Below are 19,311 nucleotides of genomic sequence, written 5' to 3' on the forward strand. Positions count from 1 at the left end.
TTCGTCCTCTTTCTGTATGCTTTCTCTTATCGTACCACAAAACGCCAAGTTGTCTGCATTGACAGAAAGGAAAGGTTTTTCTACGATAGACAAATAAGAGTTACGAGGAGGAGCAGCATGGCAAAACGAATTGATCATACAGGCATTATGGTAAGGGATATCAACGCGTCCATCACATTTTATGAAGAGGTTCTCGGCATGAAATTGAAGGATCGCATCACACACACGAACGGTGTGATTGAGCTTGCTTTTCTCGGTTTTGAAGACGGTCCGGAAACGGAAATCGAACTGATTCAAGGTTACAGCAGCGAGCTTCCTGTCGAAGGAAAAGTGCACCACATTGCCCTGCTGACGGATGACATCGCGGCTGAATATACAAAAGCGGAAAGAATGAACGCGAAATTTATCGACGAGGAGATCACAACACTTCCAAACGGGTACCGTTACTTCTATATCGAAGGTCCTGACGGTGAGTGGATTGAGTTCTTTCAGAGATAAAAATAAAGAACGTACATTATGTAATGTACGTTCTTTTTTATCTATACCAACTGATATACGTTGACTCATCGCAGATCATGGCTTCCCAGCCCATACGCTGAACCAACTCATTGATATTTTCACCTTTCGATAAAAAGACATTAATAAATGAGTCATATACACTCATAAACACAAAGTCCATTTTCTTATCAGTTAAAATGAGCTCTGCGGCGGCATCATCAAGAACCGTCCGCAAGTTAGCCTCAGTTATGTCCAGAAAGCCGCTGTTTTCCCAAATCGGTTCTGAGTAATAAAACTGATTGGACCCGTTCGAACGAAACACTTCTACCAAACTGGGAATATGAAAATTTGAAATATGGTCCTCACTGGGATAAAAGAGGCCTTCATTTATATTTGCATGTAAAACTTCAGCCAAATCCTCTCTCCCGCACTCATCCCTTAAGGCGCCTATCGACGTCATTAAAGCCAGCGCCAGCTCGGCATTTGTTTGAAAGCCGCAAGAGGACTTGATCTTCTTCCATGAAACGGCTTTGCCTTTTTCCCTTACTTCCTCATCATTTGGATAGATATGTTCATACTCATTTTTTCTCTTTTCTTTCTCCCATCCTTCAGGCATTTGAATAAAAGGAGAAAATAAAATAGCTGCTGATGTGTATTCTGCTGGTATTTGTTTTAAGATTGGTGATTCGTCATCAAACCATATGTATTCTAGCATCACGCACCCCCTTTACATATTCTAACATCCGCTTTTAATTGAAAGAAGCTAATCATCCCTACGGCCCAGGCTGATTAGCTTTAACAACACACTTTATCTCAAGATCCATCCGCACTCTCTTCCCGCCATTTTTGATGGTCCCATATTCTGAAAAACGGATAGTAGATGGCGCAGGTGATCAGCAGATTCACCAGCTGCATAACGGCGCCCGATACCTTTCCGCCTGTCGCCAGGTAGCCTGATATGAGCGGCGGCATCGTCCATGGCACGGCGATTCCGGCCGGCCTTGCTACCAGTCCAGTGCTCATGCCGATATAAGTTGCTGTAATCGTGAGGAGTGGTGCGATGATGAATGGAACAATGAGGAGCGGGTTCATGACAATCGGCATGCCGAAAATGATCGGCTCGTTGATATTAAATAGCGCAGGCCCAATCCCTAATCGGCCAAGCTGCTTCATTTGTTTGCTCCGGGAACGCACAAGCATCGTCAGGACAAGCGCCAGCGTCGCTCCGCTTCCGCCGACATTAATCCAAATTTGAAAAAACTGGGTTGTGAAAATACTTGGCAGCGCCTCTCCCGCTTGGAACGCGAGACGGTTGGCATCCATCGCGCCATACCAAATCGGCGCCATGATTCCGCCAATGATTGAAGCTCCGTGAATTCCGCACGACCATAGCAGCATCTGCACAAATTCAGCAATCAGGCTCCCGCCGAGACTGCCGCCAAGAATGGAAAGCGGTGTGCCAAGCAGGTCTCCTACGACATTGTGCAGGCTCTGAAAAGGCGTCATTTCAATCAGAAGACGTGCCAGCCACACGAGAAACACAATGATAAAGCCGGGAATCAGCGCGACAAATGATTTACTTACCGCCGGCGGCACGCCGTCTGGCATTTTGAAGACGATATTTTTTTGAATAATGCACCGATACATTTCAGTTGAAAACAAAGCGATCAGCATGGCGACAAATAAACCCTTGCTGCCAAGCAGTGTAATCGGGATTCCGCCACCGACCAAGATGGATTCCGTTGAGCCATCCGGCGTAAACGGCACCTCGAACGGCGTTGCCAATAGAAATGCAGCAATTGATATCGCTCCGGCAGAAAGGGCATCGACACCATAGCTTTCCGCAAGACGATAGGCGATTCCAAAAGCGGCGATCATCGCCATAATATCAAATGAAGCATTAACGGGATAACCGAGCTTATCCGCCCACTCTTTCCCAAACACACTCGTCATGAAATCCGCATAACCGGGAATCGGCAGGCTTGTTAAAATCAAAAAGACAGACCCGATAATAATCAGCGGCATGGTCAGGATAATTCCGTCACGCAAAGCGCTGAGATGCCGCTGCCCGGCAATTTTCCCAGCGACAGGCATTATTTTTTCTTCCATCACCCGAGTGAATGCGCTCATCTGAAAAGCCCCCTTTTTTCATTGCTTTGTGAACAACCTTCGCAATGTTTTCTTTATCTTATTTTGAAAACGCTTACAAATTCATTTGGAAAATTTCCTCTTCCTGCGGAAAAAATCCACATGCTGCTGAACAATCCAGTCCATGAAAATATTTTTCCTCCTTACTGTCAAACTCTCTTTTTTCCTCCGATATATATATCAAACATCATAGAAAAAGGAGATGAATCATGAAAAACATGTCATGCAAGCTTGTTGTATCAGTCACTCTGTTTGTCAGTTTTCTCGCCATAGGCCCTCTCGCGCATGCGCAAAACAGCAGCGAAAAAGAGGTTATTGTGGTTTATAAAAACAAGACCGGAAAGGAAACCGTCCTGGACAGCGATGCTGAGGTTGAACAGCAGTATACGCATCTTCCGGCGGTAGCGGTCACAGCAGATCAGGAGACAGTGAAAGAATTAAAACAGGATCCTGATATTTTGTATGTCGAAAACAATGTCTCATTCACCGCAGCAGGCAGTACGGATTTCAAAGTGCTGTCAGACGGCACTGACACCTCTGGCAACTTCGAGCAATGGAACCTTGAGCCCATTCAGGCAAAACAGGCTTGGAAGGCAGGACTGACAGGCAAAAATGTCAAAATTGCAGTCATTGACAGTGGGATCTCCCCCCACGATGACCTGTCGATTGCCGGCGGGTATTCAGCTGTCAGTTATACCTCTTCTTACAAAGATGATAACGGCCACGGAACACATGTCGCAGGGATTATCGGAGCCAAGCATAACGGCTACGGAATTGACGGCATCGCACCGGAAGCACAAGTATACGCGGTTAAAGCGCTTGATCAGAACGGCTCGGGGGATCTTCAAAGCCTTCTCCAAGGAATCGACTGGTCAATCACCCACGGGATTGACATCATCAATATGAGCCTTGGCACGACGTCAGACAGCAAAATCCTTCATGACGCCGTAGACAAAGCATATGAACAAGGCATTCTGCTCGTTGCCGCAAGCGGTAACGACGGGAACGGCAAGCCTGTGAACTATCCGGCAGCATACAACAGTGTCGTTGCGGTTTCAGCGACAAACGAAAAGAATCAGCTTGCCTCCTTCTCAACAACTGGAGATGAAGTTGAATTTTCAGCGCCGGGAACAAACATCACGAGCACATATTTAAACCAATATTATGCAACTGGAAGCGGAACATCCCAAGCGACACCGCACGCCGCTGCCATGTTTGCTTTGTTAAAACAGCGGGATCCTGCCGAGACAAACGTGCAGCTTCGCGCAGATATGCAGAAACATATCGTTGATCTTGGAACCGCAGGCCGCGATCAGCAATTTGGCTACGGCTTAATCCAATATAAAGCGCAGGCAACAGATTCAGCGTACGCGACAGCAGAGCAAGCAGTGAAAAAAGCAGAACAAACAAAAGCACAAACCGATATCGACAAAGCGAGAGAACTCGTCAGCCAGCTGCCGAATTCTGACGCCAAAACAGCCCTGAAAAAAAGACTGGATAAAGTACAGTCATACAGAAATGTAAAGGATGCGAAAGACAAAGTCGCAAAGGCAGAAAAGTATAAAACACAGCAAACTGTTGATACAGCACAAGCTGCCATTAACAAGCTGCCGAACGGAACAGACAAAAAGAACCTGCAAAAACGCTTAGACCAAGTAAAACGCTACATCGCATCAAAGCAGGCGAAAGAGAAAGTAGCGAAGGCGGAAAAAAGCAAAAGGAAAACAGATGTCGACAGCGCACAATCAGCAGTCAGCAAGCTGCCAGCAAGTTCAGAAAAAACGTCCCTGCAAAAACGCCTAAACAAAGTGAAAAGCACCAATTTGAAAACGGCGCAGCAATCCGTATCTGCAGCTGAAAAGAAATCAACTGATGCAAATGCGGCAAAAGCACAATCAGCAGTCAACCAGCTTCAATCAGGCAAGGACAAAACGGCATTGCAAAAACGGTTAGATAAAGTGAAGAAAAAAGTGGCGGCAGCCGAAGCAAAAAAAGTCGAAACTGCCAAAGCAAAAGTGAAAAAAGCGGAAAAAGACAAAACAAAAAAATCAAAGACATCCGCTCAGTCTGCAGTGAATCAATTAAAAGCATCCAATGAAAAAACAAAGCTGCAAAAACGGCTGAATGCCGTCAAACCGAAAAAGTAACCAAAAAACCTGTAAGACTTGTATTCTGGGTCTCACAGGCTTTTTCCATTCCAAAAAACACCACATACAACCTTTTTCCCATTCAACGCACAGGCTTTTCCTACTATTGCTATCCGGCCATGAACAGCATAAAATGAACGTTATTACAGTTATCACCACATATGGAGGGATTGTGACTGGCAGGCAGGCAAGACCCAATGATGCAAAGGGAGTATTAGTGCCTAAAAAACAGGGCATTTTAACTCTTCTTTTCGTGTTGGGCTCATAACGGCGCCATGGACAACCCCCTATTCTAATGCTCCGTCACCGACGCGGGCATTTTTTGTTGTCCTTGCACGTTTTGTCATTTTCAGCCGGTATTTCTCACTTTTTTCATTTTGATTGTCAACTTTTCATTTGATACGATGAACAAGCCGACTTTTCTTCAGCAAAGGAGGTTTTGATTGCTTGCAAAAAGAGATTGCAAAAGAACTATTGCTCCTCGCAGGAGGAAAAAGCAATATTATCAGCATCAGCCATTGTACAACCCGTCTTCGTTTTGAGGTAAAGGACGAGACGAAAATCGATATACATGCTATTGAAAATCTGCAAGGTGTGCAGGGTACCTTTTTCCGATATGGGTTATTCCAGATTATCTTCGGAGCAGGCGTCGTCAACAAAATATATAAAGAAGTCGTTCACGTGTGGGAGGCCGCGCCTTCTGAAAAGCCTGTTCAGCAGAAAAAGGCCAGCCGGAAGCTGAGCCCTGTCGCCGTATTTGCGAAAACACTGTCCGATATTTTTGTGCCGATTATCCCGGCGATAACAGCAAGCGGCCTGCTTATGGGGCTGATCGGAATGATTAAGGTGTTTCACTGGTTCGCAGCCGACAGCCCATGGATCAAAGTGCTCGACCTCGTGTCCAGCACAGCCTTTATTTTGCTGCCGATTTTGGTCGGTTTCAGTGCCGCACGGCAATTTGGCAGCAACCCATATTTAGGGGCAGTCATAGCAGGGCTCCTGACGCATCCTGATCTGCTGGACCCGTCTATGCTTGGCAGCAAAACCCCCGCTTCCTTAGACATCTGGGGGCTGCATATTCCAATGATGGGCTATCAGGGCTCCATTATACCAATTCTTCTCTCCGTGTATGTCATGAGCCAAATCGAGAAGCTATTAAAATCAATTGTGCCGAAGTCGCTTGATGTCGTCATCATTCCTTTTATTACGGTCATGGTGACAGGGTGCCTCGCGCTGATTGTGATGAATCCCGCCGCGTCCATCATCGGCCAAATCATGACACAGTCGATTGTCTATATTTATGATCACGCCGGCATTGCTGCCGGAGCCCTGTTCGGCGGCATCTACTCCACTATCGTTCTATCCGGCTTGCATCATAGCTTTTATGCGATTGAAGCAACGCTGCTTGCAGATCCGCATGTCGGCGTGAACTTTTTAGTGCCGATATGGTCGATGGCGAATGTGGCCCAAGGCGGAGCGGGGCTTGCGGTTTTCTTCAAAACAAAACAATCAAGCCTGAAGAAAATTGCGCTCCCCGCTTCCCTGACCGCGTTTTTAGGCATTGTAGAGCCGATTGTATTCGGGGTTAATGTCAAACTGATCCGTCCCTTTATCGGAGCTGCCATCGGCGGCGCTATTGGCGGAGCATACGTGGTTGCGGTACATGTCGTGTCGAATTCCTACGGGCTGACAGGCATTCCGATGATTTCAATCGTACTGCCGTTCGGCGCCGCCAATTTTGTTCATTATATGATCGGTTTTTTGATCGCGGCCGTCTCTGCTTTTATAGCTACATTGTTTCTCGGGTTTAAAGAAGAGACAGAATAAATGGATTTATTCGTTTTCATTCATAAAACGGGGGATGAAAGGACAAAAAAGCTATGAAAATTAAAAGAATCTTAAATCATAATGCTATCGTCGTAAAGGATCAAAATGAAGAGAAGATTCTCTTAGGTGCAGGAATTGCGTTCGACAAAAAGAAGAATGATATTGTCGATCCATCAAAAATAGAAAAAACCTTTGTCAGAAAAGATACAGCTGACTATAAGCAATTCGAAGAGATTTTAGAAACATTGCCGGAAGACCATATTCAGATTTCTGAGCAAATTATCTCCCATGCCGAAAAAGAGCTGAACATTAAAATCAACGAGCGCATTCACGTCGCTTTTTCAGACCATCTTTCTTTTGCGATTGAACGCCTGAGCAATGGGATGGTCATCAAAAATCCGCTGCTGAATGAGATCAAAGTCCTTTATCCGAAGGAATTCCAGATCGGCTTGTGGGCCAGAGCGCTGATTAAAGAGAAACTGGGGATTCACATTCCTGATGATGAAATCGGCAATATCGCCATGCACATCCACACAGCAAGAAACAATGCCGGTGATATGACACAGACGCTTGATATTACAACAATGATCCGTGATATTATCGAGATTATTGAAATTCAGCTGGCGATCAATATTGTTGAAGATACCATCTCTTATGAACGGCTTGTGACCCATCTCCGCTTTGCCATTCAGCATATCAAAGCGGGCGAATCCATTTACGAGCTGGATGCAGAAATGATCGACATTATTAAAGAGAAGTTTAAGGATGCCTTCCTGTGTGCCCTAAGCATCGGCACATTTGTGAAGAAGGAATACGGCTTTGAGTTTCCTGATAAAGAATTGTGCTACATTGCCATGCATATTCAGCGGTTTTACCAGCGGTCAGTCGCACGCTGAGGCAAACAAAAAAACGCTTTTGAGATGATCAAAAGCGTTTTTTATATTCAATTTATTGGTTGATGGCCGGGTTCCCGATCGTATTCCACTTCGTATAGGACATGTAATGGAAATACTCATCGCGATACGGATGTTTTGTATTGGAGTTCCAAGGCTTTTCTCCGCCGCAGAAGTGCACGATTGCCGGGTTTTCTCTCGTTTCATTATATTGCTTCCGTCCTAACAGTGTCGGAGGTGTTTTCAGTTTTAACATGATATATGTTTGAGCGTTCCAGCGCGGATGAAGCTCATACCACTTATCATATAAGATCGCATTCAGTGCATCTTGGTCGTGCAGCACAAGAAAGTCTTCAGACGGGTTTTCATTGATAAAGTTGATGACTTTTTCTGTGATGTTTTGCTTTCTCCAAGGTTCAAAATCAATAATCATGATACCTGAGTTAAAATACTTCCCTGTATCAGTGACGTTCATTTCTTTCAGGCGTTCATGCTGCCCAGCATCCTCAACAGCAGCAACCGTATATGGAGCAATATCCAAGTCCCACAGTTTCGAAATATCCTCAAGAATAATCGCATCACAATCGATATAAATCATTCGTTTGATGCTCTCATCCTTAATTAAGTCAGGAATCGAAATGCGGTAATACGCCGCTTTTGTAATATGGCTGCTCTCTACCGCATGTTCATACATATTGGTATCCACTTCTAAAAACTCAATCGGCACGCCGAATTTCAATGTGGTTTCTTCCAGTCTTTTTTTGTTATCAGGCTTAATTCCGCCATCAATGACGTATAATTTTATCTCTCTCTCCTGATCCATATTTGTCAATAAAGAAACGAACATCCCACCTAAATGACGAGCATAATTATCATCTGCGCATGATACGATATGCATAACTTCATCTTTCTTCAATGATATTCATCTCCCTTTGTGTTGTACAAATTACATTCCCGATTTCAGAAAATTAAACACTATTCTTCAATATTTTTTTAGACAGAATGTGCTATACAACAAAAAAGGTGTCATTTTTTGAACATGCGATAAAGCCAATAAAGGATGTAAAAGCTGGCGATCGTTATGGCTTCAGCCGAAGCGATGTACCACGGCCAAGGCCCGAGAACATCTAAAAGAGAAGAGCCGCCCGGTTTTTTCGTCAAATACATATAATTCGCGCCAAGCCACCGATCAAGCAGATAAATGCAGATGCCGTACACATTGACAATCAGGACTGTCACCCATAAAGAGCGCTGGCCCATTCTGTAAGTGCCGACCACCGCCATCAGCAGGCAGGATAAAAACACAGACCCATGCGAAATAAAAAAGAGGATATATCGCACATGCGGAAATGAAAACATACCGAGATCAGGAGTGGCAAGCGCCTGAATCGAACTGCCGATGCCGACAAAATATAAAAATACAAACAGCTTCCTGCTTTTGGTCACCAGCATGATGGCCGACAAATACACCGACAGGTCACTAAGCTGGAGAGGCAATGAAGTACGCACCGACCATCTGCCCGTGGCAATCATCCATATTTGATAGCCGATTTGCGAACCAAGCAACAGAAACACAAACAAATAACGCAAAAACTGGCTGACCTTAGGCCGCTTGACCGCCTCGCGGAACAGAAACAACAGAATGGCCAAAAGAGCAATGATTGCTAACGTCACCACATGCTCTGCTGAAAAAAGGTGAAACGGATCATGTTTATAGACGGATTGAACATATTTTTGCAAGATGACACCCCCGTTTGCGGCTTTTTGTTTATTGTGGTGTTGTATGGGCTTTTTTTATTCAAAAAAAGCGGATCGCTAGTTGTACGCGAACCGCATCGTAAACTCAATTCTCTTTTTTTATGTCATATAACTCAATTTTTCTGTATAGCCTGTTTCTTGTGATTCCGAGCAGCTTGGCAGATCTCTGTATATTCCAATTACAATAGTTTAATACATCTGCAATTGTTCTCTTTTCAGATTCCTCAAGTGAAAGGGGCAAGCGTTTTTCCAGTTTATTCATGACGTCTATTTGAATGTCTTTACCGCCGATAACATTGCCGTCAGATAAAACAACAGCTTGAGCCAAAACACTATGCAATTCTCTAATATTCCCCGGCCAATGATACTGTTCAATTTTCCTCTTCGCCTCTGCGGAAAGAACTTTTTTAGAAATACTGGCAGTTTGTAAATATTCTTCTGCAAGTTCTAATACATCACTTCTTTCTGAAAGGGACGGTAATCTTAGTGTTATACCTTTTATCCGATAGTATAAATCCGCACGAAACTTTCCCTTCTCTATCTCTTCTATGAGGTTTTTGTGTGTTGCTGCGATAATTCTGATGTCAATGTGAATAGGCTTTGTGCCTCCAATCGGTGTAACCATTTTTTCTTGCAAAACCCGTAGAAGCACACTTTGGGCGCTTAAAGTCATATCACCAATCTCATCTAAAAAGATCGTACCTCCGTTTGCAGCCAAAAACTTCCCTTCACTCCCTTTTTGGTCTGCTCCTGTAAAAGCACCCTTTTTATATCCAAACATCTCACTCTCCACAAGATTTTCAGGTATCGCCGCGCAATTTACCGCAATAAAAGGTTTATCTGATCGACTGCTTATGGAGTGAATGGATTGTGAAACCAATTCTTTTCCGGTTCCGCTTTCTCCCAAAATTAAAACGGGCAAATCAAATTCGGCCGCTTTCTTTGCTAGAGAGATCTGTTCTTTCAGTTTTGGACAGCTGCCTTTGATATCGGAGAATGTATATTGATGATTGCTTCGCTGTGTCTGATAAAGGATTTTGGTTTTCCAATTCGGATTAGAACGACTGCTGATTGTCTCAGTTTTTAATGACTGATCAGGAAAAAAATCTTCCCCCACACAGTCATGACCGAGGATATGCTTAGCCGCCCGATTTGCTTTCAAAATGCGGTGAGAAGGACTTGTAGACACAATGGGAGCTTGATATTTATCGAATATTTTTTCCAGTTCTTGTTCTAGATACGAGTATTGTTGCTGCTGAAATTGTTCATCTAATTTGTTTTGAATCAATTTGGCAGCCATTGTTGCCATTGAAAATGATACAGGATCAAAAGCTCCCGAATGCCTGTAAACATTAACTACTCCTCTAAAGCCCTCCTTTTTTGTAAAAATGGGGCTGGCTGCGCAATTAAGTGTTGAATGTTCCGGGTAAAAATGCTCGGATCCTTTTACTATGATTGGTGTTTTTTCCATTAATACGATGCCGACAGCGTTCGTCCCCCTGTAGGACTCACTCCAATTCACACCGATTTCTGATACAGTATTATTTCGAATACAGCCTGGTTCCTGATACACATATAAAACCCGCCCATTTGCATCCATAAGAGAGACCGAATGCCCTGTATTCTGAAGATAAAAACTCAGGTGCTCCTCAAATACTTTAATGGAGTAATCTAAAAACAATTGATTTTCTTGATACAGCTTATTTTTATCATAAGGCTTTTGATCAATCGGCCTGGTCCTTTTTAAATTTGCTTTTTCACAACGGAAATAAGACTCACTGATTAAACTGTTTCTATTCGGCATGACCGAATATGTCAAAATAATCGCCTCCTCCATTCGTATTCATCTGACTATTATACTAAATTATCTGAATAAAAATAACATTCAGCCTTATATTGTTCTATTTTGACGCACTTTGCTATAAAACGGAACACCCCTTCCTTTACAAAAACCGTTTATGACGCTGTTTTCCGCTTGGCATAGTTCTTGCATTTACTAGTGATGAAGACATAAATCTCTTCTAAAGGCGATCATGATGAAAGGGGCGGAATGATGAAAAAAACGTACCAGCTATACATTGGCGGGCGGTGGGTAAATGCTGTTGGAGGACAGACCTTTGAATCCCTGAACCCCAGTACAGGCGAAGTAAATGCGATTGTGCAAAAAGCAGAGAAAGAGGATGTCAATCGCGCAGTACAGGCTGCTAAACATGCATTTGAGGGCGGAAGCTGGCGTCAGATGAGTCCAAGCGACAGAGGGCGTTTATTATATAAGCTCGCTCAAAAAATGGCAGAACATGCAGACTCCCTCGCGGAAATAGAATCCAATGATAATGGATTGCTGATCACTGAAACAAAACATATTGCAATACCTGCCACGATTGATGTTCTAGAGTTTTATGCGGGGCTTGCGAATAAAGTGCAGGGAGACACGTTATCTTCACCGGAGAACCGGCTTAATTTTACTTTAAGAGAGCCTATAGGAGTCGTCGGAGCCATTGTTCCTTGGAATTTTCCATTAATGCTTACCATGTGGAAGCTGGCTCCCGCTCTCGCAGCCGGTAATACCATTGTTATTAAACCAGCAGAGCAGACACCTGTCAGCATTCTCGAACTAATGTCGCTATGTGAAGAAGTCGGCATTCCAGACGGTGTGGTGAACGTTGTGACAGGTTTCGGCGATGCCGGCGAAGCCCTCGTTTCAAATCCAGATGTAGCAAAAATTGCTTTTACAGGGTCAACTTCTACAGGACAGCTGATTCTCCAGGGTGCCAGTAAAACGTTAAAGCCGGTCACTGTAGAGCTTGGCGGAAAATCACCGAACATCGTGTTCGAAGATGCAGAAATTGAAGCGGCTGTTAATGGCTCAATGTTCGGAATTTATTTTGCTCAAGGTCAAGTTTGCGCTTCTGGTTCCCGATTGTTTGTTCAAGATTCTGTGTATGACGAATTTATGGATCATTTTGTGAGAAAAGTGCAATCCATTCAAGTCGGCCAAGCATTGGATCCAGCCTCACAAATGGGCCCTCAAATTTCGCAGGAGCATCTGGAAACGATAGAACATTATGTAGCAGCTGGTTTAGAAGAAGGAGCCCGTATTGTCACTGGCGGGGAACGATTCACCGCCGCAGGAAACGGAAATTTTTATACGCCGACTGTTTTTGAGAATGTAACGAACCAAATGAAAATTGCAAGAGAGGAAATTTTCGGCCCTGTCGTTTCAGTTATTCGCTTTAAAGATGAGGAAGACGCTCTGCAAAAGGCGAATGACACTGTTTACGGCCTTGCGTCAGGTGTATGGACAAATGATATTAAACGTGCAATGAGGATGGCAAAGGGCATAAAAGCAGGCACTGTGTATGTTAACACATACAACATGCTGGACAGCACAGCACCGTTCGGGGGCGTAAAACAAAGCGGATTCGGCAGAGAACTTGGGATTCAAGCAATTGACATGTATACCAATTTGAAACACGTTTGGGTTGATCTCAATAAAAAAGGCGAAGGTCTTAACTGGTTTCAGCTTTAACTATATATAGGGAGGAATAAAATATGAACCCGATCTTTAACCAACAAACAGCTGGCATTAAAGAATTAGCAGAAATGGATAAGAGACATTATCTGCATCCGACAACACCGCCAAAACATCATTTTCAAAACGGTCCCTCTGTCATTTTCTCTGAAGCAAAAGGCATCTATTTAAAAGATATAGAAGGAAAGGAACGAATTGATGGCGTTTCCATGCTATGGAATGTCAACCTTGGCTATGGAAATGAAGAACTGGCAGAGGCCGCAAAGCAACAAATGCTTACTCTTTCATATGCCTCTTCATTTTCAGGCCAATCCAATAAACCTGCTATTTATTTAGCAGAAAAAGTAGCTTCTCTTACACCTGGCGATTTAAACGTTACTTTTTTTACCTCTGGCGGATCAGAATCAAATGATACAGCCTTTAAGCTTGCACGGTTCTATTGGAAGCTCCAAGGCAAACCGGAACGCACTAAAATTATCGGGCTCGAACAAGGATTTCATGGCGTAACAATGGGAGCAACGAGTGCCACAGGCATTGAGGGCTTCCAAAAATTCACGACGTCCAATTCGCAAAACTTCCTCACAGCTGCTGCCCATCAGCTTAATTGTGAACTCGGGGATCGAAAAGATCCTCACTTCGGCCGTTCAATCCGCGGCCTTATCGAATCAGAAGGTGCAGATACAATCGCTGCCGTCATTTTAGAGCCAATCCAGGGGGCCGGCGGCGTGATCTTCCCGCCGGATGGTTATTTGCAGGCTGTTCGCAAGCTATGTGACGAGTATGGCATCTTGCTGATCGCAGATGAAGTCATTTGCGGATTCGGGCGGACAGGAAAGATGTTTGGTGTTGACCATTCTAATATTGTTCCAGATTTCCTTTGTATAGCCAAAGGGATCTCAAGCGGCTATGCTCATCTCGGGGGAGTTGTCATGCGAGAGCATGTCCGCGAAGCGTTTGTCAATTCAGATGAAATGATGTTTCATGGCTTTACTTACAGTGGACACCCTTCAGCTTGCGCAGTCGGATTGAAAACATTAGAAATTATGGAACGAGACCAGCTTGTTGAAAACAGCAGACTTCGCGGAGAAGAAATGCTAAAAGGTCTCCAGCACCTGGAACGCACACACAAACACGTAACAAAAGTAAGAGGACTAGGATTACTCGGCGGTTTTGAATTGTTCCAGGACCCGGATAAAGGCACACCATTTGATGTGTCTACACATGCGGCGGCAAAATATGTTGATATCTGCTTTGAAAAAGGGCTTCAGCTTCGCTACTTTGACTGGAGAGGCACCAATACCGTGGCTATTGCCCCGCCTCTGATCATTACGAAAGAACAAGTGGAAGACATCATCAACATCATGTCTGATGCTTTGACTACTTTTGAAAAAACATGTTAAAGACTGACTAAGTATGGAGCCATGAGCCTCAAAAGCCATGGCTTCTTTTCAAAGGAGGCATTCTATGGGAATGAGAACCAAAAATATACCGGACAACAGCGGATTAAGAAAAGTAATGAAAACGAGAGATCTAGTTATCTTCGGAATGGTGTTTATGGCTCCAGTTTCTGCTCAAACCTTATTCAGCGAACTGTCAAGGGTATCAACCAATCATGCGGTGCTCTCGTATTTGGTCGCACTAGCTGCGATGCTTTTTACGGCATTGAGCTATGGTAAGATGGCGGGTACATTCCCTTCATCAGGGTCTACTTACAGTTATACGTCAAAAGCCATTCATCCGGTTGCGGGCTTCATTGCCGGATGGGGCATATTGCTTGATTATCTGCTAATGCCAATCTTGCTCTGTAAGTTGAGCGCTGTTTACGCATTAGAGCTGTTTCCTGGTGTTCCATTTTGGTTCATGCTGCTAGTTTTTTTCCTCCCAGTTACCATCAGCAATTTTCTGGGTGCCGCTGTTTCGTCTATTGTAAACATCTTCATGACAGCTATTATGTTAATCAGTCTGTTCCTGTTCGTGGGCTTCGCTATCAAACATATATCTGCAACAGACGGAATGCAGGGCCTTTTTACCTTCAAAGGTTTATATCAAGCTGATACTTTCTCCTTTCAGACGATGATGTCGGGTGCTTCTATTGCAGTACTATCTTACTTAGGGTTTGATGCAGTGACAACAATGGCAGAAGATTCCGCTGTAAAGGGTAAGATGGTCGGGAGGGCAGCAGTTATTGCTTTATTTATGAGCGCGTTTTTGTATTGTATCCAAGCTTACTTTGCAACACTGATTACGCAAACAATCGGCACTTTAAAATCTCCTGACACCGCTTTTTTCGAAATCGCACAAACAGTCGGAGGGAACAGTCTGGCACTCTTGATCACACTCGTTATTTCTGTTTCTGGAATTTCTACAGCATTGGCCGGGCAAGCTTCATCATCACGGATTATCTTCAGTATGGCTCGAGACAAACGCCTTCCTGCTAGCTTCGCCAAATTGCATCCAAGATTTAAAACACCATATATCAGCATTTTAACATTAGCCGTTCTCGGTTACTTGGGTGCTGTGTGTATTCCGTTAAGCATAGTCTATACGATTATGGTATTTGGCGGATTAATTGGATTCATATGCGTAAATTTATCTGTTATTTCTGAATTCTCAATAAAGAGGAGAAAAATGAAGGGTCTTGGCTTTTTTAGTTACTTTTTATTTCCTGCCATCGGGTTTCTGATTAGCACGTTTATTCTTTTCAGTATGGACGTAATCGGAAAAACAGTTGGGGTTTTATGGCTCATTTTCGGTTTGGTGATACTTGGAATGACTAAAAATGGTATTAAAGTGAAAGAGATCCACATCGATGAATTTCAATAGAACACACCAAATAACTGCTTGATTCGGCTCCGCTATCTTCTGGGCATTCAGATTTCCCGCGTATATCTCACGCAAACGAAACAAAAAGCCTAAGAAACGATTTCTTAGGCTTTTGTGTTACTTCCACTGTGCAATTTTTTCAACTGGGAGACGGTACGAAGCAAATCCCTCTTCAGCTGCTTTGCCGATGGAAAGAAGCATAACCGGTACATAGCGTTCTTTTTCAAGTCCGAATGCTTCAGCGATATTTTCTTTATCGTATCCCCCGATTGGGTTTGTATCATACCCGTGTGCACGTGCTGTCAGCATTATTTGCATGGAAACAAGACCTGCGTCAATCAAGATGGTTTCCCGATTCTCCTGTGTTGGAAGTTTTTCGAAATGCGCTGTCAATCCTTTCAATTGTCTGTCCTTTACCTCTTGCGGCATATAACCCATCTCTACGGCTTTTGAATAAATTTCTTCTAAATAGTCGGCATTATTCATATCTGCAAATATTGCTATGACAGCAGAAGACGAGTTAACTTGTGTTTGATTGAATTTGGCAAGAGCTGAAAGCCTTTCTTTGCCCTTTTGGCTTTCAATGACAAGGAATCGCCAAGGCTGTGCGTTAACTGACGATGGTGCAGTAGTCGCTTCCTCTAATATAAGAGTCATCTCTTCTTTGCTGATTTTGACGGTTGGATCATAGCTGCGGATGGAACGACGGCCTTTCATAATCTCGATAAAATCGTTTGTTTTTAAAGCAGTCCCCATGTCAAAACGCTCCTCTATGGTTAATTTTGTATCGCAATCGCATGAGCAAGATTGCCGGCAAAGTTAGACACAGCTAAGTTGATCAATTCTTGTTTTTATATCTCTGATGAATATTATTTTTTTTATATGTCCCTGCTTCACTGAATTCTATTATCTCCAGTGATAAAGCTAAATAACGTGTGTAAAAAAGTTCTGAAAAATGTTCTGTCATCGCAGAAAAGATAGCATCCCCCACCGCTCTCTTCTCCTCTATCGTACGGCCGGCCCCTATCTTCAGCGCCGCGTGAACAAAAGCATCATCCTCTGTCCCATCGGCAACAACATAGTCTGTCAGCTCAATAGCCCTTGCTCTGATTCCACCGATAGGAAACACTCCGCCTTGGGCTATGATCGCCTGATTGATATCACGCAAAAGCTCAGTGATATTCGCTTCTTTTTTTATATTATCTGTGTATTCAACAGTAATATGAGGCAACTGTTCCTCACTCCTTACAGATTCGAAGATGATTTTACTTCCATGCTCTTTGTTGTTTCAAATGCCTCATCCCCGACAATGTAATTGACAAGCTTTCCGATGCCCTCTATTTCAGTCACAACCTCATCCCCAACCTTTGTGTCTACTGTTCCCTTTGGCGTTCCTGTCAGGATGATATCGCCTTCTCCAAGGGTCATAAAGGATGAGATATACTCTATTAAGAATGGAATACCAAAGACCATGTCTTTGGTTGTGCCTTCTTGGGTTTTCACGCCATTAACATAGGTTCTCATTGCCAGATTCATAGGGTCGGCAATGTCTTCCTTATCGACTAGCCAAGGGCCGATCGGTGTGCATGTATCTCTGTTTTTCACTCTTAGATTCGGGCGGTAATAGTTTTCAAGGTAGTCGCGAAGCGCGTAATCATTTGCGATGGTATACCCTTGTACATAGTCATAGGCTTCTTCTTTTTTAATGTGCTTTCCTGATTTACCGATCACAACCGCCAATTCGCACTCATAATGCATGTAAGTCACATCAGCGGGTCTCCGAGTTTCAGCTCGATGTCCCACGAGTGTGTTTGGCCCTTTTAAAAAAATGAGCGGTTCTTTCGGCGCTTTAAACGCCAATTCGTTTGCATGATCAGCAAAATTCAGTCCTAAGGCAAAAACCGTTCTGGGGGCGACTGGTGGCAGCCAAACAGCCTCATTTTCTTTTATTGTACGGCCATCAGTCAGAGTCATTATTCCCTCACCTGACACACTCGCTTCATGAATTGCTCCTTTATAAGCAATGCGCGCTTTTTTCACGGCTGTTCCTCTCCTTCCTCTATGATAGTGTGGTGCAACGAACCAATGTCGGGGATTTGTATTGTAATGCTGTCCCCTCTTTTGGCAGAAGGCGACCGTAATGGTACACATGCAATCAGCACATCGCCAGGTGAGAGTGTCATAAATTCAGTCACATCAGCAATTAGCTTAGGAACCGACCTTATTACCCCGGATGTATTGTACTCCTGCTCAAGTGTTCCATTGATAAACAGCGAAACCGTCAGTTGATTAGGATCTTGAATAGCGGATTTGCTCGTAATCCAAGGGCCAATCGGGCAAAACGAATCCCGGCATTTTTGGCTGACTGCCGGCCTGAATACACTATCATTCGGAATGCTGATATCATTGACAATTGTATAGCCTGATACATAATCAAGCGCGTCTTCTTGCTGAACCCTGCACGCCGTTTTTCCAATTACAACACCGAGTCCGGGTCCCATGCTAAGGGAATCTGTGTCTGGCGGCATTGGAACGAAAGCATTTGGCCCTGTCACTGTATTTTGGGGTTTCATATACAACACCGGGGCTTTCGGCGGCTTTTGATAAGGTTTTTCATATAAAGCGTCACCAAGCTCACTAAGATCCTGCTCCATATTTAACGCAACTCCGTAAACTGTACCGACCTCAGGGACGTCAATGGCAGTGTTCTTCAAGTCATATTTCTTGCTGTCCCTTATGATTGTCTGGCCATTTTCCTGTAAAGCCGCTGCTGTCATGAAGCTGTTATCTCGAAACTTCACAAAAATCTCCGTCATAGGTATGCTCCTTTCAAACCGACAGTTTCCTCACGTATTTGTTCAATCCATTGAAGTGACGCTGATTGTCCCAGAGAGCATGTATGATTGCCGCATCCGTTAACACGAAGAACGCTGCTGCCTTTTTCCACCCTGCACCATCCCTCTATCGACGTGTTCTCTTGAGAAATCCTGACTCGGTACATTCCCTCCTGAGGCAGAAAATAGCTTGAATATCTGAGCATCAATATAAGCTGATTGCCCTTCCCGAATTTTTGGGAAGCTAGAACCGTGCAGTTGACTTGATAAAAGTCTCCTAAATACTCCGGGATATGACTGACACAGCCTGACATCAGAAGCTCCCGGATTTTCGACGAACTGATTTTATTCATTTGGAAGGCCAGCTTGGGGACAATCGTGAGGTCATATCTCCCTTTGGAAGCCTCTCTTAATGTATCTGTATTTCCAGTTCCTCCTTTTCCAAAAGAGAAATCAAATCCAGCAACCACCTGTTTGCAGTTTAGTCCATAAATAAATTGTTCAATAAATTGATCTGGGGCGATGTCTGCGAAGGCTTGATCAAAACGAATGACATACGTTGCATCTGCCCCTTCAGCCTCAAAGGTCTCTAATTTTTCCGGAAGCGGCGTTAAATAATGTCTGATGGCTTTATGCGGTGTAATGATTTGGCTCGGATGCCTGTCAAATGTCATCACCTTAAAAGCCAACCCTTTTTGGCGGGCCAATGCTCTCGCTTGGCGCAGCAACTGTTTATGCCCAAGGTGGACGCCATCGAAAAAACCGAGAGCCATGACACAGGGCTGATGGACGTTTTGTCCGGGTGAGGAAGGGATGCCCAATTCAATGACTTCCATTACGTCAGTCTCCTT

Annotated in this window: 17 protein-coding genes; 7 read left to right on the forward strand and 10 right to left on the reverse strand. The window is 44.0% G+C overall.

The window, feature by feature from the left end:
• Positions 1-117 precede the first annotated feature (117 nt).
• Positions 118-498, forward strand: a complete 381-nt coding sequence (gene glxA / locus AC0DBE_RS12245; protein ID WP_003236077.1) for a glyoxalase GlxA — start codon at positions 118-120, stop codon at positions 496-498.
• 37 nt (positions 499-535) lie between these two features.
• Here the strand turns inward: glxA and AC0DBE_RS12250 are convergent, their stop codons facing one another.
• Together AC0DBE_RS12250 and celB are read right to left on the reverse strand one after the other, a co-directional pair.
• Positions 536-1,213: a DUF2711 family protein gene (locus tag AC0DBE_RS12250; RefSeq protein WP_072565477.1), complete on the reverse strand. Its 678-nt coding sequence runs from the start codon at positions 1,211-1,213 to the stop codon at positions 536-538.
• Between the two features lie 98 nt (positions 1,214-1,311).
• Positions 1,312-2,628, reverse strand: coding sequence for a PTS cellobiose transporter subunit IIC (gene celB, locus AC0DBE_RS12255; RefSeq protein WP_072565478.1), 1,317 nt, complete (start codon positions 2,626-2,628; stop codon positions 1,312-1,314).
• 227 nt (positions 2,629-2,855) lie between these two features.
• Between celB and epr the strand changes: the two genes are divergently transcribed.
• The 3 genes from epr to sacY all read left to right on the forward strand — a co-directional run bounded on the left by epr (position 2,856) and on the right by sacY (position 7,516).
• On the forward strand, positions 2,856-4,793 hold the full coding sequence (gene epr, locus AC0DBE_RS12260; RefSeq protein WP_472962315.1) for a minor protease Epr: 1,938 nt from the start codon (positions 2,856-2,858) through the stop codon (positions 4,791-4,793).
• A 447-nt stretch (positions 4,794-5,240) separates the two neighbouring features.
• Complete coding sequence (sacX, locus tag AC0DBE_RS12265) at positions 5,241-6,620, forward strand: SacY negative regulator SacX (protein WP_061186565.1); 1,380 nt, start codon at positions 5,241-5,243, stop codon at positions 6,618-6,620.
• A gap of 53 nt (positions 6,621-6,673) precedes the next feature.
• Entirely contained in the window at positions 6,674-7,516 is an 843-nt protein-coding gene (sacY, locus tag AC0DBE_RS12270; RefSeq protein WP_014115642.1) for a transcription antiterminator SacY, read from the forward strand.
• Between the two features lie 52 nt (positions 7,517-7,568).
• On the opposite strand, the gene AC0DBE_RS12275 is transcribed toward sacY, so the two are convergent.
• From AC0DBE_RS12275 to AC0DBE_RS12285, 3 genes are all read right to left on the reverse strand, one after another.
• On the reverse strand, positions 7,569-8,429 hold the full coding sequence (locus tag AC0DBE_RS12275; protein ID WP_014115643.1) for a glycosyltransferase family 8 protein: 861 nt from the start codon (positions 8,427-8,429) through the stop codon (positions 7,569-7,571).
• A 110-nt stretch (positions 8,430-8,539) separates the two neighbouring features.
• On the reverse strand, positions 8,540-9,253 hold the full coding sequence (locus AC0DBE_RS12280; protein WP_472962319.1) for a YwaF family protein: 714 nt from the start codon (positions 9,251-9,253) through the stop codon (positions 8,540-8,542).
• A gap of 103 nt (positions 9,254-9,356) precedes the next feature.
• Complete coding sequence (locus AC0DBE_RS12285) at positions 9,357-11,108, reverse strand: sigma-54-dependent Fis family transcriptional regulator (RefSeq protein ID WP_472962321.1); 1,752 nt, start codon at positions 11,106-11,108, stop codon at positions 9,357-9,359.
• Between the two features lie 216 nt (positions 11,109-11,324).
• Here AC0DBE_RS12285 and AC0DBE_RS12290 point away from each other — a divergent pair, with 216 nt between their 5' ends.
• From AC0DBE_RS12290 to AC0DBE_RS12300, 3 genes are all read left to right on the forward strand, one after another.
• On the forward strand, positions 11,325-12,800 hold the full coding sequence (locus tag AC0DBE_RS12290) for an aldehyde dehydrogenase family protein (RefSeq protein WP_072182109.1): 1,476 nt from the start codon (positions 11,325-11,327) through the stop codon (positions 12,798-12,800).
• Between the two features lie 23 nt (positions 12,801-12,823).
• A complete protein-coding gene (locus tag AC0DBE_RS12295; protein ID WP_472962323.1) occupies positions 12,824-14,203 on the forward strand; it encodes an aminotransferase family protein in 1,380 nt (459 codons plus the stop codon).
• Between the two features lie 64 nt (positions 14,204-14,267).
• The gene (locus AC0DBE_RS12300) at positions 14,268-15,626 is read left to right on the forward strand and encodes an APC family permease (RefSeq protein ID WP_072182107.1); all 1,359 of its coding nucleotides are present in this window, start codon (positions 14,268-14,270) and stop codon (positions 15,624-15,626) included.
• 117 nt (positions 15,627-15,743) lie between these two features.
• Here AC0DBE_RS12300 and AC0DBE_RS12305 read toward each other — a convergent pair whose 3' ends face one another.
• The 5 genes from AC0DBE_RS12305 to AC0DBE_RS12325 all read right to left on the reverse strand — a co-directional run bounded on the left by AC0DBE_RS12305 (position 15,744) and on the right by AC0DBE_RS12325 (position 19,296).
• Positions 15,744-16,382, reverse strand: coding sequence for a nitroreductase family protein (locus AC0DBE_RS12305; RefSeq protein WP_072182106.1), 639 nt, complete (start codon positions 16,380-16,382; stop codon positions 15,744-15,746).
• A gap of 82 nt (positions 16,383-16,464) precedes the next feature.
• Complete coding sequence (locus AC0DBE_RS12310) at positions 16,465-16,857, reverse strand: 5-carboxymethyl-2-hydroxymuconate Delta-isomerase (protein ID WP_072182105.1); 393 nt, start codon at positions 16,855-16,857, stop codon at positions 16,465-16,467.
• A 14-nt stretch (positions 16,858-16,871) separates the two neighbouring features.
• A complete protein-coding gene (locus AC0DBE_RS12315; protein WP_072182104.1) occupies positions 16,872-17,666 on the reverse strand; it encodes a fumarylacetoacetate hydrolase family protein in 795 nt (264 codons plus the stop codon).
• Positions 17,663-18,442, reverse strand: coding sequence for a fumarylacetoacetate hydrolase family protein (locus AC0DBE_RS12320; protein ID WP_077670917.1), 780 nt, complete (start codon positions 18,440-18,442; stop codon positions 17,663-17,665). Before AC0DBE_RS12320 ends, AC0DBE_RS12315 begins: the two co-directional genes overlap by 4 nt.
• Complete coding sequence (locus AC0DBE_RS12325) at positions 18,439-19,296, reverse strand: hypothetical protein (protein WP_472962328.1); 858 nt, start codon at positions 19,294-19,296, stop codon at positions 18,439-18,441. Before AC0DBE_RS12325 ends, AC0DBE_RS12320 begins: the two co-directional genes overlap by 4 nt.
• Positions 19,297-19,311: the final 15 nt, after the last annotated feature.

Source organism: Bacillus sp. VA15, assembly GCF_055721145.1.

Coding starts and splice junctions, on each gene's coding strand:
- glxA (WP_003236077.1), top strand. CDS start 118: ATGGCAAAACGAATTGATCATACAGGCATTATGGTAAGGGATATCAAC.
- AC0DBE_RS12305 (WP_072182106.1), bottom strand. CDS start 16,382: ATGGGGACTGCTTTAAAAACAAACGATTTTATCGAGATTATGAAAGGC.
- AC0DBE_RS12325 (WP_472962328.1), bottom strand. CDS start 19,296: ATGGAAGTCATTGAATTGGGCATCCCTTCCTCACCCGGACAAAACGTC.
- celB (WP_072565478.1), bottom strand. CDS start 2,628: ATGAGCGCATTCACTCGGGTGATGGAAGAAAAAATAATGCCTGTCGCT.
- AC0DBE_RS12250 (WP_072565477.1), bottom strand. CDS start 1,213: ATGCTAGAATACATATGGTTTGATGACGAATCACCAATCTTAAAACAA.
- AC0DBE_RS12300 (WP_072182107.1), top strand. CDS start 14,268: ATGGGAATGAGAACCAAAAATATACCGGACAACAGCGGATTAAGAAAA.
- AC0DBE_RS12290 (WP_072182109.1), top strand. CDS start 11,325: ATGAAAAAAACGTACCAGCTATACATTGGCGGGCGGTGGGTAAATGCT.
- AC0DBE_RS12295 (WP_472962323.1), top strand. CDS start 12,824: ATGAACCCGATCTTTAACCAACAAACAGCTGGCATTAAAGAATTAGCA.
- AC0DBE_RS12320 (WP_077670917.1), bottom strand. CDS start 18,442: ATGACGGAGATTTTTGTGAAGTTTCGAGATAACAGCTTCATGACAGCA.
- epr (WP_472962315.1), top strand. CDS start 2,856: ATGAAAAACATGTCATGCAAGCTTGTTGTATCAGTCACTCTGTTTGTC.
- AC0DBE_RS12285 (WP_472962321.1), bottom strand. CDS start 11,108: ATGGAGGAGGCGATTATTTTGACATATTCGGTCATGCCGAATAGAAAC.
- sacY (WP_014115642.1), top strand. CDS start 6,674: ATGAAAATTAAAAGAATCTTAAATCATAATGCTATCGTCGTAAAGGAT.